Origin of the sequence: Streptomyces sp. NPDC048514 (genome assembly GCF_043199955.1) — a bacterium.
In the GTDB taxonomy this organism is placed as follows: domain Bacteria; phylum Actinomycetota; class Actinomycetes; order Streptomycetales; family Streptomycetaceae; genus Streptomyces.
Map to the genome: position 1 here is coordinate 175,058 of NZ_JBICWT010000014.1, position 13,895 is coordinate 188,952.

The 13,895-nt window shown below is 69.6% G+C and carries 12 protein-coding genes and 1 pseudogene; 3 read left to right on the top strand and 10 right to left on the bottom strand.

Translation table 11 applies throughout. From position 1 onward, the window contains the following. Positions 1 to 572: 572 nt before the first annotated feature. Positions 573 to 981, top strand: a pseudogene (locus ACGFT2_RS29415) (LacI family transcriptional regulator); the annotation flags it as partial. 42 nt (positions 982 to 1,023) lie between these two features. Here ACGFT2_RS29415 and ACGFT2_RS29420 read toward each other — a convergent pair. Genes ACGFT2_RS29420 through ACGFT2_RS29430 form a run of 3 tightly spaced genes read right to left on the bottom strand, consistent with a single transcriptional unit; the run spans position 1,024 to position 2,593 of the window. Further along, positions 1,024 to 1,446, bottom strand: coding sequence for an arsenate reductase ArsC (locus ACGFT2_RS29420; RefSeq protein ID WP_393283841.1), 423 nt, complete (start codon positions 1,444 to 1,446; stop codon positions 1,024 to 1,026). 38 nt (positions 1,447 to 1,484) lie between these two features. After that, a complete protein-coding gene (locus ACGFT2_RS29425) occupies positions 1,485 to 2,219 on the bottom strand; it encodes an aquaporin (protein WP_393283843.1) in 735 nt (244 codons plus the stop codon). Next, the gene (locus ACGFT2_RS29430; RefSeq protein WP_393283846.1) at positions 2,216 to 2,593 is read right to left on the bottom strand and encodes an ArsR/SmtB family transcription factor; all 378 of its coding nucleotides are present in this window, start codon (positions 2,591 to 2,593) and stop codon (positions 2,216 to 2,218) included. Before ACGFT2_RS29430 ends, ACGFT2_RS29425 begins: the two co-directional genes overlap by 4 nt. Before the next feature lie 122 nt (positions 2,594 to 2,715). Here ACGFT2_RS29430 and arsM point away from each other — a divergent pair, with 122 nt between their 5' ends. After that, complete coding sequence (arsM, locus tag ACGFT2_RS29435; protein ID WP_393283848.1) at positions 2,716 to 3,609, top strand: arsenite methyltransferase; 894 nt, start codon at positions 2,716 to 2,718, stop codon at positions 3,607 to 3,609. On the opposite strand, the gene ACGFT2_RS29440 is transcribed toward arsM, so the two are convergent. The 7 genes from ACGFT2_RS29440 to ACGFT2_RS29470 form a co-directional block, all read right to left on the bottom strand. Continuing rightward, positions 3,560 to 3,793 carry a DUF6177 family protein gene (locus tag ACGFT2_RS29440; RefSeq protein WP_393284038.1) on the bottom strand — a complete coding sequence of 78 codons (234 nt, stop codon included), beginning with the start codon at positions 3,791 to 3,793 and terminating at the stop codon, positions 3,560 to 3,562. The genes arsM and ACGFT2_RS29440 overlap by 50 nt on opposite strands. Further along, on the bottom strand, positions 3,790 to 4,239 hold the full coding sequence (locus ACGFT2_RS29445; RefSeq protein ID WP_393283851.1) for a hypothetical protein: 450 nt from the start codon (positions 4,237 to 4,239) through the stop codon (positions 3,790 to 3,792). Before ACGFT2_RS29445 ends, ACGFT2_RS29440 begins: the two co-directional genes overlap by 4 nt. 9 nt (positions 4,240 to 4,248) lie before the next feature. Beyond that, entirely contained in the window at positions 4,249 to 8,508 is a 4,260-nt protein-coding gene (locus ACGFT2_RS29450; protein WP_393284041.1) for a DUF6531 domain-containing protein, read from the bottom strand. 34 nt (positions 8,509 to 8,542) lie between these two features. Next, positions 8,543 to 8,908 (bottom strand): hypothetical protein, encoded by a 366-nt coding sequence (locus ACGFT2_RS29455; RefSeq protein WP_393283854.1) that lies wholly within the window; start codon positions 8,906 to 8,908, stop codon positions 8,543 to 8,545. A gap of 575 nt (positions 8,909 to 9,483) precedes the next feature. Then, positions 9,484 to 10,956, bottom strand: coding sequence for a sialidase family protein (locus ACGFT2_RS29460; protein WP_393283856.1), 1,473 nt, complete (start codon positions 10,954 to 10,956; stop codon positions 9,484 to 9,486). 955 nt (positions 10,957 to 11,911) lie between these two features. Then, a complete protein-coding gene (locus ACGFT2_RS29465) occupies positions 11,912 to 12,124 on the bottom strand; it encodes a hypothetical protein (protein ID WP_393284043.1) in 213 nt (70 codons plus the stop codon). A gap of 247 nt (positions 12,125 to 12,371) precedes the next feature. Continuing rightward, a complete protein-coding gene (locus ACGFT2_RS29470) occupies positions 12,372 to 12,707 on the bottom strand; it encodes an ANTAR domain-containing protein (RefSeq protein ID WP_393283858.1) in 336 nt (111 codons plus the stop codon). 758 nt (positions 12,708 to 13,465) lie between these two features. Between ACGFT2_RS29470 and ACGFT2_RS29475 the strand changes: the two genes are divergently transcribed. Beyond that, positions 13,466 to 13,669, top strand: a complete 204-nt coding sequence (locus tag ACGFT2_RS29475; protein WP_007383480.1) for a cold-shock protein — start codon at positions 13,466 to 13,468, stop codon at positions 13,667 to 13,669. Positions 13,670 to 13,895 lie beyond the last annotated feature (226 nt).

The window sequence follows — 13,895 nt, forward strand, 5'->3', positions numbered from 1 at the left end:
TGGTGCCGCCGGAGGCGGCTCCACCGCGCGAGGTTGAAGCTCAGCGGTGATGTCGTGCGGGATCGGTTTTCAGCGCTCTTTGGCCCAGGCCGGGTGAGGGCCTTTGCGGCCGGGGAGGTTCTGTCAGTTCTGTCAGCGGATCCCCCTTCCTCGTGAGGAGTCACCGCTACATGGGCACCGCTCCGCGACCGGAACCGCCGGCCCTTCCTCCTGTCTACCTCCCGAGCGACATCGCCAAGGCCCTCCACTGCTCGGAGTGGTGGGTGAAGGAACAAGCTCGCCGGGGACGCATCCCCTTCACCAAGCCCGCAGGGAGCTACCGGTTCACGGCCGAGCGCTTCGCCGAGATCATGCGCATCTTCGAGAGCCGCCCCGCCGAAAGCCGTGACACTCCTGCGCCAGCAGAACAAGCTCCACGGCGCAGGACGATCACACCGGCGGCGTCCGTCAGCTCCCTGAAGGCACGGACCCCGCGCAGGGCGCAAAACGGCCAACCGCAGTCCAGCGCAGCCTGATTCCGTGTGCCGCCCGGCCCTTCAGTCGGGCGGCACGCCCGTTCATAGGAGAACAAGGTGGGTTATGCCGAGAGTCTCGGCAGCTACTGGCGCGGCCGGTACAAGCTCGCGCCGGGCAAGTACGCCACTGTCCGCGATGCCGATGGCGATGCCATCCGCTCCGGACCAAGGCTGCGGCGAAGAAGGCGGCTGACGCCGAAGAAGCGAAGCTGTTGGCCGGCACGAAGAAGGCATCTGGTGAGCGGATCACGTTCGGTGCCTACGTCAACCGCTGGTATGTCACACAGGACTTGGCGGCATCCACCATGCAGAACTACCGGCGGCACATCGAAGAGCATTTGCTTCCCGCGTTCGAGGATTCTGCTGTTGCCGACATCCTGAGCACCGACATTGCCGCTTGGGAAAAGCACGAACGCGCCGTGCCCTATGCGGCATCTGCGTGAAGACGTGGCGGGCGACACTACACCGCCCGGCACGCGCTCTTGCCAGTGGCGCATGCTGACGGCCATCAGCTCGTCGCCGGAACGCCCAGGTCGGCGAGCAGGTCGCGTACGCGTCGCTCGATCTCGTCCCGGATCGGCCGAACGGCGTCTACACCCTGGCCCGCCGGGTCTTCGAGCTGCCAGTCCAGGTACCGCTTGCCCGGGAAGACCGGGCAGGCATCCCCGCAACCCATCGTGATCACCACGTCCGAGGACTGCACCGTCTCCGTGGTGAGCAGCTTGGGGGTCTCGGCGGAGATGTCGACGCCCACCTCTGCCATGGCCTTGACGACGGCCGGGTTGACCGCGTCGGCGGGGGCGGAGCCTGCCGAGCGGACCTCTACCCGGCCGCCGCCGAGGTGGGTGAGGAAAGCGGCGCCCATCTGCGAGCGGCCGGCGTTGTGGACGCAGACGAACAGCACGGAGGGGCGCGGTGCAACGGTGCTCATGGCAGATGTCCTTGCAGGCGGAAGAGTGGTTGGGGCGGTCAAGAGGAGGCGGGTTCGGGCTCGCCGTGCGGGACGACCACGTCGTCGGCCGCGCGCGCGGGGCGTCCGTACACGACCGCCACGGCGGCCAGCCCGAGTACGGCGCCGAGCAGTTGTGCCGCGATGAACGGGGCGACGGAGGCGAAGGCGATCCCGGCGAAGGTGTCGGTGAAGGCCCGGCCGACGGTCACCGCCGGGTTCGCGAAGGATGTGGAGGAGGTGAACCAGTACGCGGCCCCGATATAGGAGGCCACGGCCATCGGGGCCAGGGAGGCTCGGCCGGCCCGCTCCAGGCCGAAGATCAGCAGGATCAGGCCGCCCGTGGCGACGACCTCACCCAGCAACAGGTGACCGGCGGACCGATCGTGGGTGGAGAACTTCACCAGCGGATGGGCGAACATCGCGTCGGCCAGCACCGCGCCGCCCATCGCCCCGGCGACCTGCGCGGAAACATACGCGGCGACCTCCCGCAGGTTCGGCCCGGCGCCGGAGCGGCGGCCGGTGAACCAGGCGGCCAGGGTCACGGCGGGGTTGAAGTGCGCGCCGGATACGGGCCCGAGCAGCGTGATCAGCACGCCCAGCCCGAAGACGGTGGCCAGGGAGTTGGCCAGCAGCTGCACACCGACGTCGTGGGACAGCTCGGTCGCCTGGATGCCGGAGCCCACGACCACGGCCACCAGCGATCCGGTCCCCACCGCCTCGGCCGCGACACGACGACCGAGGGAGGCGATCACGCCGTCACCCCGGCGGCTCGCGGCGTCGTCAGGAACGCGGCGAGCTTGTCCAGGACCCCGGGCAGCACCCAGTAGTACACCCAGGTCCCACGGCGCTCGCAGTCGATCAGGCCGGCCTGGCGCAGGAGCTTGAGGTGGTGGGAGATCGTCGGCTGGGACAGGTCGAAGGCCGGCGTCATCTCGCACACGCAGACCTCGCCGCCCTCCCGAGAGGCGATCATCGACAGCAGGCGCAGCCGCACCGGATCGCCCAGCGCCTTGAAGACCTTGGCCAGCTCCGTGGCGCGTTCGTCCTCCAGCGGCTCGGCAGCCAGGCCCGGGCAGCAGGCGGCGGCACGCTCCTGGCCGATCACCTCGAGGTCTTGTTTCGACATTTCTCTATGTTGACGTTTCTCGATCCAGGACGCAAGGTTGCATCAACGAACTTCGATACAGGAACGAACCTCAGTACAGGCCGCCCGGGCACCACCATGCCCCGTCATCCAGGAGTGAAGTGATGAGCGAGCAGTCCACCGACTTGCGTGAGACCGTCCGCCGGCGCTACGCAGCCGCAGCCGTGCAGGTCACCGAGGGCGGCGCCGCCTGCTGCGGACCCGAGCCCGTCGAGGTCGACGAGAACTTCGGCTCCACGCTCTACGCCACCGACGAACGCGACACCCTCCCCGCCGAAGCGGTCGCCGCCTCCCTCGGCTGCGGCAACCCGACCGCCGTAGCAGAACTCCGCGAGGGCGAACGCGTCCTGGACCTCGGTTCCGGCGGCGGCATCGACGTTCTGCTCTCCGCCCGCCGCGTCGGACCGACCGGCAAGGTGTACGGGCTGGACATGACCGAGGAGATGCTCGCCCTCGCGCTGGCCAACGCCGAGAAGGCGGGCGCCACCAACGTGGAGTTCCTCAAGGGCACGATCGAAGCCATCCCACTGCCCGCGAACACCATCGACGTGGTCATCTCCAACTGCGTGATCAACCTGTCCGTCGACAAGGCCGCCGTCTTCGCCGAGACCTTCCGCGCCCTCAAGCCCGGCGGCCGTATCGGCGTCTCGGACGTCGTCGCCGACGACGCACTCACGCCGGAGCAGCGCGCGGAGCGTGGCGACCACGTCGGCTGCATCGCCGGCGCCCTCTCCTTCGCCGAGTACCGCGCCGGCCTCGAAGCCGCCGGCTTCAACGACATCGAGATAACCCCGACCCACTCCGTGGCGGACGGCATGCACTCCGCGATCGTCCGGGCCACCAAGCCGGTGACCGCCGGCACCTCCTCCGAGGCTGACCGGTCGGCCGACACGTGCTGCGGCGTCAACGCCTGCTGCACCCCGGCCGAAGCAGCCACTGACCCCGCCTTCAGCGCGGCCGAGGCCAAGTCCGCCGCGGGGTGTGGCTGCCAGGACTGACGGGTGGGGATGCCGGCCCAGTGCCCTTCGGCGGCGGCTCGCAGTGGGCCGGAGTGGTCAGGTCCGCGCGCGCCGCTCGGAGTTCGCTGATCGCGGTGGCGAGGTCGCGCGTGGCCGCGAGGGATTCGGCGAGCCTGGGCAGCCGCTCGATCGGGGCGCCCCGGGCTTCTGCCGGCAGCTTCAGCTCGTGAGCCGCGTCAAGGCGTCGTCATAACCCAGGGCGTTCTCGGGAAGCAGCTCTTTCATCCTTGTGAAGAATTCCGTGCCGGACCGCTGCAAGGCGTCCACGAGTTCCCGTTCCTCGATGGAAACGGTCCGCTTGACGTCATCATAGGTGAGTGACACGAGAACGAGGCCGCCACCCAGGCGTTTGAACGACAAGCGGATCGGCTGATCCGGAAAGTAGGTCGACGCCTCGCCCTCGCTCGCGAGCTTTTGGAGCATGTCACCGATATAAGCCCAGAGTTCATCGACATAATCCCAGAGCTCCTGGTCCAGGATGCGTACACCGTTGACAGTCATATCGATAGCGCCCTCGACATACGAAGGATCCGCAGGAGGAGAGCCTGCCTCCGCCACCTTGACGAACGATCCCGACTTGGTGCGCAGGTAGGACGTGATGTCGATCATACGGCCAGCCTACTTGTCGAGGGTTCCGGGATAAAATTGGCCGATGCGGCCGTTCTTGATGCCGAGGACGTAGTCCACGCCGTTCACTCGACCCTCGATCTGGTACATGCCCATCGGGCCGCGCGAGACGAGTTTTTCCCGGTTCTGCTTCAGCGTCTCCGTGATGGCATCCTGCACATCCTGGACGGACATCTTCCCGTCGAGGAACGACTGCTTCGCCTTGACGGACCCGTCCCAGTATTCCGGGTGATGCCTTTCCAGGACATGCGCCATGCCCTTCTTGTCGAGCGCGAACTCATGGCTTCCGAACTGGTATTTGCGGCTCTGCCAGCTCTTGAGCGCGTTGTCGACCTTGCACGTGAACAGGCCCAGCGGATCGGACTCGCTCCCCGGGTTGCCGACGTAGGCATGGGGGTTGGGGCCGGCCAGGAGGCCCATGGGGTCCGATGTGAGGTATCCGCCCGTTTCGGGGTCGTAGTAACGCAACAGGTTGTAGTCGAGGCCCGTCTCCCCGTCGGCGTACTGCCCCGGGAACCGCAGCCGGCAGTCGACAGCCGCCTCGGAGTCCGGGGCAGAGGGAAACCTGGTGCCCCATAGCGTGGTGCGGGACTGCCACGCAAGGTCGGCGGAGGGAGAGACCAGTTCCATGGGCGTGCCGACGGCGTCCGTGATCACGGCGTGGAAACGTGGCCCCATGTCAGGGCTGCTCTCCTCGGCCAGCCGGGCGAGGAACGAGGTTTCGGCCGGCGACTCCCGCCGGTCGGTCTGCGCGACCGGGCGATGGGTCCCTGGCTCATAGTCCCAGGTGGTGATCCTGCCGTCCGCATCGACCTGTTCCGCAAGGCGCGTGTCGTCCCACGCGAAATCGATGCGATCCGCTGCTGAACCGTCCTCGCCGACGCGATGTTTGAAGATGCGCCGACCCATCGGGTCATAGCGGTAGAGCCAGTGGTCACCCTCGGGTGTGACCACCTCTTTCAGTCGGTCCTCGGCATCCCACGCATAGGTCCACAGGCGCTTCTGCCCATTGAGGAGCCTGCGTGTCCGGCGGACCAGGCGCCCCTGTGCGTCGTGCTCGAACGTCGTGCGCCCCGCATGGCGGACGAGTGTTCCCTCGAACCTGCGCCCGCCTTCGGATGCATGGCCGGGGGCCGATGCTTGGAGCAGGTTGCCGGCCGCGTCGTAGGCATAGGTCTCGGTCCATCCGTGTGCCCGTACGCCCGTCACCCGGCCCATGGCGTCCACATCGTAGCGACGCGTACCGGAGGTCAGTTCGCGGATCTCCGTGAGATGTCCGTCGGCCCGGTAGGCGTACGTGCGGTGCTGGAGCAGGCGCTCCGGCCCCGCACCTGTCAGAGTCGAGACCAACGACTGATCGTTCAACCGCCCGGTGGGGCTCCAGCTCTGGGTCAGTCTCACCGCCTCACCCAACCGTCGCTCGGTCTCACGCCCCGCCTCGTCGTAGGTGAAACCGACCGAGCCCACCTCGGAGCGCAGCATGATCGGGCGTCCGGCCGCGTCGTACGCCCATTCCGATGCCAGACCGGAGGGTGTCACGCGGCGAGTACGACGACCGGCGGCGTCGTACTCGAAGGTCGATGGCCGGCCGTTGACCGTCTCCGCCAGGATTCGCCCCAGCGCGTCCCGCTCGAACGCCACTTCGGCATCCGCGTTGACCGCGCGCCGGAGCCCGCCGTCCAGCCCGTATTCGTACGTCGTGATCTCACCGGAGTCGTCCTGCCGGGTCGTGACCCGGCCGCACGCGTCCAGCGTGAAGCGTATGACCTCGCCGGTGCCGTTGGTCCGGGCGATCAGTTCCCCCGCAGCGTTGTGCGCGTACGTCAGCGTGCGCCCGTTGAAGTCCGTCTCCGCGATCAGCCGGCCGGCCTCGTCGTAGATGTACGACCAGGTCCGCCCGTCGGGGTTGGTGACCCCGGTCAGGCGCAGTTCGGTGTCGTACGTGAATGCGTACCGGGTGCCGTCCGGGTCGGTGCGGTCGGCCGGGAGGTCGAAGGGCGCGGCCGTCTGGTGAGTGGTGTTGCCCGCTGGATCGGTGTGGGTGACGAGGTTGCCTTCGGCGTCCCATGTCCAGGACTCGCGGGTGCCGTCGGGCTGTTCCCGCCAGGACAGCTTGCCCTCGGTCGTCCAGCCCAGGCGGGTGCTGTGGCCGAGGGGGTCGGTCACCTCGATGACGCGGCCGAAGGTGTCGCGGCGGACCGTCGTCGTGTGGCCCAGTTCGTCCGTGAGGGCGACGGGCAGGCCTGCCGCGTCGTAGGCGACCGTCCGGGTGTGACCGAGGGCATCGGTGATCGCCGTCGGCCGGCCCCTTTCGTCGTGCGCGAACCGGGTCTCGGCGCCGAGCGGGTCCTGGGTGGTCAGCAGGTTGCCCCGCTCGTCGTAGGTCTGCCGCCAGCGGGCGCCGCCCGGCTCCACGACCTCGGTCGGCAGTCCGAGCGCGTTGTACGCGGCCCGTGCCTCCGAACCGTCGGGGAGGGTCAGTACGGTGATGTCGCCGGCGTCGTCGTAGGCGTACCGGGTCGTGCGGCCCAGGGGGTCGGTGACCGTCAGTGGTGCGGCGCCGTGCTCGTCCCACTCGGTGCGGGTGACGTGGCCGAGCGGGTCCGTCGCTTCCACCACCAGGCCCTCGGCGTTGTACCGGTGGACCGAGGTGTGGCCCTGGGAGTCGGTGTAGGTCGTGCTGCGGGCGGTGTCGTCGTAGGTGAGGATGCCGGAGAGGATGCCGTCGATGCCCTCGGTGCGGGTCACCCGGCCGCGGTCGTCGTAGACGTAGGAGAACCAGGTGCCGTTGCGGTCGGTCCAGCGGGTGACACGGCCCTCGGCGTCGTAGGCGAAGCGCATGGGATCGCCGCTGGAGTTGATGACCTCGGTGAGGTTGCCGGACGTGTCGTAGGCGTAGCGCATGACCACCGTGCCCTCGTCGGGCGTGGTGGCCGGGCGGTAGCGGGAGGGCGGCTCGTCCAGGAGGCGCAGGGCGGTGATGCGGGGGCCCTGGGTGTCGACGGCGACGTAGTAGCCACCGGAGTGGCGGATGCCGAACGGTATGCCCTCGTCGTCGCGTTCGACGTCGACGCGGTTGCCGTTGCGGTCGCTCCAGGAATCGAGCGCCAGGTGGAAGACGCCGAAGGTGGGGGACGGGACGGGGGCGGCGAAGGTGCGGGTCACGCCGGTCGACGGGTCCGTGACCGTCATCGCGCCGTCCGGCTTGCCGTCCCACTCCAGCGGCCAGCGCGGGCCCTTGGCCGGCATGGCCGGTACGCCCGGTTCCGGCACCGGGTACACCAGGCGCATGCCGTCGGCCGCCGCGAAGACGACGCCCTCGCCGTCGATCTGCAGGCACTCGTCGAGGGTCGATATCCAGGTCGGGCCGAAGCAGACGCCGCCCCGGTAGGAAGACAGGTGGGTACGCGTGAACTCGAACGGGAGCGCGCCGGGCAGGGTCAAGTCCGTCGCGGTCATCAGCATCGCGCCGGTCGCCACGTCGATCGGCTCGCCCACGCACGGGGTGCGCTCGGCGTTGCGGGCCGCCGGGCCCAGCTCGACCAGGTCGGGACGGAGCGACGGCGGGCGCAGCAGCAGCGGGGTCGTGTCGGCGAGCCCGCCCTCGATGCTCGCCTTCAGCACGCCACCGCCGGCTCCGAGCGCGCCGCCGAAGATCATGCCGTCCTTGGCGGCCTGGTTGACCTCGTCCAGGCTGAAACCGTCCTGCAGCCCGGTCGCCATCTTCAGCGGCTGGGCCACGGCGAGGTCGACGGCGACCGATTCGACCCCGCCGAAGGCGGCGGCGACGAGCGTGCCTGCGGCGATCTCCGCGACCGTCGTGGTGACGGCGATGCCCATCGTCGCACCGAACTCGATGACCGCGTCCGCCGCCGCGACTGCCGCCCCGGAGGCGAGGCCCGCGGTGAAGAAGGCGAGCGCCACACCGCCCGCGATCACGGCCGCGTCGATCCCGATCTGCGTCCACAGCTTGTTGATCGCGTCGTCGATGGCGTCGGCGAACTTCTCGAGCGCCTTGGCCATCTCCCGCGAGGACTTCGCGAGGTCGCTCAGCCAGCCGCCGTCCTGGTCCTTGGCGTAGCGGCCCCAGAACTTCTCGAACGCCTCGATGGACTCACCGGTGTTGTGATGGATGATCGAGGCGGCGCTGCGGTGCACCGGGGAGCGGACGTCGTCCACGGCCCCCGCGAAGGTACGCCAGGCTTCCGCCGCGTTTCGGAGCTTGCCGGAGTCCGCCTCGGGCCACCACATGCCCAGCTTGAGAAGAATGTGGCGGGCTTTGTCCTCAACGCTCACCGGCACCGTCGCTCTGCTTGCTGGTCTTCACCTGTGTGAACATGCCTGCGATCAGCTGGTCGTTGTCCACTTGCCCGTCCGAGAGGTCCACCATGGCCTCGTGAATGCTCGTCAGTCCGAGCACCAAAATGCCCGCCGCGCTCTCGATCTTCTTCTGCTGCGGCTTGTAGGCGTTGCCGAACTTGTCGCCCTGTTCGTCGTGCCCCCAGGGCTCGCCCAGGCCGTCCAGGGTCTTGATGAGCGTGGTCAGCGCCTTGCTCAGATCGATGGCGCCCTGGTGGAAGGCAGGTGCCGCCGCCTTGATGTCGGCCGTCTTGATGTCCAGGACCTTGCCGGGCACCTTGCCGTCACCCATCGCTGTCGCCTCCCCCGGTTCGCAGCTGCGGCTTCCGACCATAGGGTAAATGGGTAAAGGAAGTGTCATGTCGACGGACCTGCGCGCGTGATGATGCCCGCCGAGGGTTCGCCTCCAGGTCCTCTGCTGGTCGGCGATGGTGGCGTTCCCAGGGGCCTCGGGTGGGTGACCACCCGGTCGGGCCGGGGAGATGACCCGAGGAGCCGCGGTGATGCGGTTGTTCCCGAGTGACCACGACCGCTGCCGAGCGCCGGCGAAGACTCCGTCCATGACCACCGCACCAACCTGGCACACGGGGCGGATCCGCTGTTGGTGGTCCTCCACCACCGCCGGGGACGCCCGCTCCCGGACTGCTCCCCCGAACGCCGTCGCGCGAGCGCAGCCCGCTGTGGTCGCGCGAGCGCAGCGGACTGCGGGATTCACCTGCCGGCGAGTCAGAGCCGTGCGGCTGCCGGCGAGTCAGGGCCGTACGGCCGCACCGCCGGCACTCTCGACGTCCTCCCCGAGGGAGGGGCCCACGCGGTGGGGCGGCCCGTGGAGACGGCGGACAGCGTGGTGTCCGCCGCTCACTGCGGTCAGCGGGTGCGGAATCTGCCGGTGTACACGTCCGTACGGTTCCGTGGTGCGCCGGAGTGAGTCTCGGTGAGCACCGCCCGTACTCCCTTGCCGTCTGCCACCAGGCCTTGGTAGTCGCCGAGGAAGTAGCCCCCGCTGAATGGTGCCTGCAGCCAGTCGAAGACCCGCGAGATCCGTCGTTCGGTCCGGAGCTTCGGGTCTCCGTGCTGCAGCGTGGCCAGTTGGTAGGCGGTGGGCAGGGTGGTGGTGTTGCCGGGCCTGAGGAAGCGCAGGTCGTAGTAAGTGAGCGCGACCGTGCCGCGCTCTGCGACCGCGATCGACGGTGAGAAGGCCGGAACGCCCTCGGGGCTGATCAGCTCCGGGGCCCCCCAGGTGCGTCCGCCGTCGGTGGACCGCACAAGCTGGACGGAGTCGAATTCTCCACCGGAGAAGTCCGAGCCCTCGTAGGCCATGTACAGCGTGCCGGTCCCGGGGTCGACGGCCGGGCTCGGCAGGGTGGCCGCGGCGCGCAGCTGCTTGGTGGGGTCGTTCGGGTCGACCTCCGGTACGGACGTGTCCCGGGCCACGGTGACCGGGGCGCTCCAGGTCTCTCCGGCGTCGGTCGAGGTGACCACCTCGTAGCGGGCTTCGGCGACGGTGCTCAGGTCGTCGGAGTAGGTGATCCGGTCGAAGAAGTCGTACAGGGTGCCGGTGCACCGGTCGGCGACGATCAGATGGCCGATGGTCTGGGTGTTGGGCACGGCGCCGGTGTCGACGAACGGCCGCGCCGTGCTCCAGGTGCGGCCGCCGTCGCGGGTGAGGGAGATGTAGCCGGGACCGTCGAGGGAGCTGGGGCCGGGTGGGTCGTTGTCGAGGCGGTTCCAGACCTGGTAGGCGGTGCCCCTGCGGATCGGGTCGGCGGTGAGTGAGGGCTTGTCGTTGAAGAACGGCTGCTCGTCGACGTGCGTGGTGGTGAGGTTCCGCCAAGTGCGGCCGCCGTCGCGGGACGTGACTGCCAGGAGGGCGCTGCGTGTGCTCTTCGTGAAGTCGACGCCCTCGCCGCCGGCGTAGACCGTGCCGTCGGGCCCGGTGCTCACCCAGGGGTCGGAGGCCCGTTCGTAGTCCGCGCCGCCGGGGGCGCACAGGCTGAACGGCAGCGTGCTCCGGTGGAAGGTGTGGCCGTCCGTGGTCCAGCCGGCCGCCAGGCCACGGGCGCCGCCGTCGTTCCAGCGGTCCTGCTGGAACACGGTGACGACGCGCTTGGGGTCGCGCGGGTCTACGGACAGGTACGGCTCGACCTCGGTGGCCGGGTAGACGACGCTGTCGGGGGACCTCGCTCCGATGGTGCACTCCGCGTACGGGTCGCCGTGGGACACCTTGACCAGTGGTGTGCCGTCGGGGTCACGGACTGCCGCGGCGGGAGTCGCGCCGGTGACCGTGACGAGCAGGAGCGCGGCGGTGGTGACGGCCGTCAGGGGCGGGAAGACGCGCATGCGGGGTTTCCTCCGGGCCTCTCGGCCGGGGTACGGGACCGCCGTCATGGGGGCGGGCGGCCTGGAGCGCGGAGAGGTACCGGAAGGCGTGGGTGGGGCGACTCCGCTTGGTCCTTTTCGGCGTCGCCGCCGGTGCCCTTGATGGGCCGAACGACGGAGTCGTCCCGGGGGTCGTCGAGGAGCACGGCGGAGCCGGCCGGCGGGTGCGCCGCGCCGGCCGGCTCCTCGGTCGTGCCGTCACCGCGCCGTCTCGTCGGCGCCCGGAGAGGGCAGTGGGCCGCGTGCCGGTCGGCGGTGCCGGCGAGGTCGGCCTCGCATCAGACGAGTTGGAGCGGGGTGACCTGCCGGACCTCTTCGACGGTGGCGACGAGTCGGGGCATCGGCGACGGGCCACCTCGATGCGGACGGCGGCGCTGTCATCGCCCGCACGGGAAGGAAGGCTCCGTCACCGTCGGCACGTCCCGGCTCGGGGCCGGGGGAACTGCGCGTTCCTGTGCGCCTGTTCAAGTCCTGCCGAGTGCCGACGACGCTCGTGAGCCGTACGGCTGGGAAGCCCGAACCAACACAGCCCGGAAATGCGGACGACCTCGTCGGTCGCTGTATGACGACCTGGCCCGAGGCCGTCCAGGAGGGCGGAGAGCGCGGTGTCCAGGACAGCGCGGACCGTCTCGAAGCGGTGACGGCCTCGGCTTCGCGACGGTCGGCGTCCACCATCGCGAGTGCGGTACGCGGTCGCCATGGGCCTCGAGACGGTCGGCGTCCACCATCGCGACGGTCGGCGTCCACCATCGCGAGTGCGGTACGCGGTCGCCATGGACCTCGAGACCGTGGCGATCGCCCGCGGTGTCGAGACGGGCGCGGGCGATCCACCCGGCGGTGGAGCGGGTGCGGTCACGCCATATCCACCGCGCCGGGTACACCGGCCGCACTGGTTGCCCAGCCGTGCGCCGACAGGTCAGGTGATCGCCGGCGTGGTCCCGTCGGGCAGCGCGCAGGTGTCGCCGGCGTAGGGGCGTGAAACGACCTGTCCGCCGGCGGCCGTGCAGTCGTCTCTGGAGATGTTCGGAGACGACGCGGCCCCGGCGCCGACAGCGCCGACGGCGCTCACACCGAAGGCGCTCACGCCGGCAAGGGTCGCCGCGGCCAGGGCAAGCGGGATTCTTCGCATGCGCACGACTTCCTCCTCCTCTCAGGCGCCTTCGTTCGGCCTTCGGGAAGGACGAGCCTCAGGACGACGGCGCCCTCTTCCTCAGCATGGGCGCTCCGCATGAGGCCCGCGAGGCGAGGCCGGCGCCGCGCCCGGGCGGTGACCGCCGGCCCCGGAGAGGCATGACGTCACCGGCCTCGAGCGACCGGCATCCGGCACGGGCCGGACCGGGTAAGGGCCGGAGGCGCGTACGGCGGGACCGGGACTTTCAGGGGGTCTCGGCGCGGCGGGTGAGCGTGGCGTGGAGTTCGCCGAGGAGGCGGGGTGGAAGGCCCGCACCGCGGGCGTGGCGGACGATCTCCGCCGCCAGCACGGAGAGCCGGATGTTGAGGTGCTGGGAGACCTCGCGCAGGATGCCGAAGCCGTCGTCGGGGCTGATGCCCGCGCGCGCGACCAGGACGCCGATGGCCCGGTCCACCGTGGCGTGTGAGGAGATGGCCTGCCGCAGCTGCGCGTTCTCCGCTCGCAGCCGCTCGACCTCCTGGAGCGCGGCCTCCAGGTCGGACGCCTGGGACCGCCGTTCGGAGAGTGCGAAGGTAGTCATACAGATCACCGGATCAGGGCCAAGGATCAGCGGAGCGCGAGCCGGGCACGGCAGCGTCCCCGCGCCCTGCCGGCTCCTCTCCCATCATCCGTCCGCCCGCACGGTGCCGCCAACCCTCACCGTGATCTGACAGGACCCTCCGAGAGCGAGCCCGGAGAGCCCCGTGGGGCTGGCTTCCGAACCCCGCACGACGGGTAACCAGTGCCCCGCCCATCAATCCGCCGCGCCGCCCCGTGGTGGAGCGCGACCGGGTGAGCCTCGCTCGGAGGGGCGGGATGCCGGCAGAATAGCTGTTCCGCCCACACCAGATCTTCGTACGTGCCGGCACCAGGGTTGAGATGCGAGGAGGGTGATCCGCCGATTTCTTCGGAGCACGGGCGCTGCACCCATGCTCCGCACTCGCCGACCAAGGCCCCGTGTCGGGGCCGCGCGCCGCAGCCCCGGCCGGAGGGTGCCGCCTCGGCGCCGCCCCGCGCCGGAACGCGGAAATGCGTATGAAGCCGGACGAGTGCCGCCTGGAAACCTAGCGCCACCGATGCAGAAATACGGACACCAAGGCGGTAGCAACTGCCGGACGGGCTCGAAACACGTGAGGTTTTCCATGGACCTGTGTTAGCGTGATACCAGTTGCAGTTTTGGTTACCAGGGACTTGTTTCTTTGCAGAGCTTTCCGGATCTTTCCGGAGGGGTGATCATCGCGGCGACTCGAGCTTCCGTAAAGTGCGGGACTCGGCACTGCCCCCCAAGGGAGATTCAATATGGCATCTGGCACCGTGAAGTGGTTCAACGCGGAAAAGGGCTTCGGCTTCATCGAGCAGGACGGCGGCGGCGCTGACGTGTTCGCCCACTACTCGAACATCGCCACCTCCGGCTTCCGCGAGCTTCAGGAAGGCCAGAAGGTTACCTTCGACGTCACGCAGGGCCAGAAGGGCCCGCAGGCCGAGAACATCGTTCCCGCCTGACGCAGACGCGAACTATAGCGAGCCGTAAGGCTCGCGCAGCATGTGGCTGGGGCCCGCGCTCTTGGGGTGCGGGCCCCAGCCGCTTGCTGTCCGCTCCACCCCGCTCGGCGCCCCGTCTGTTGCGCGCCGGGCGACCCGGCTTCGTGCGTCCCCTGATTCGCGCGTTCCCGTGGTCCTCTGTTCACCCCCTTTTCACGCATCCCTTGCCTGCGCTTCCGCAAGGCTC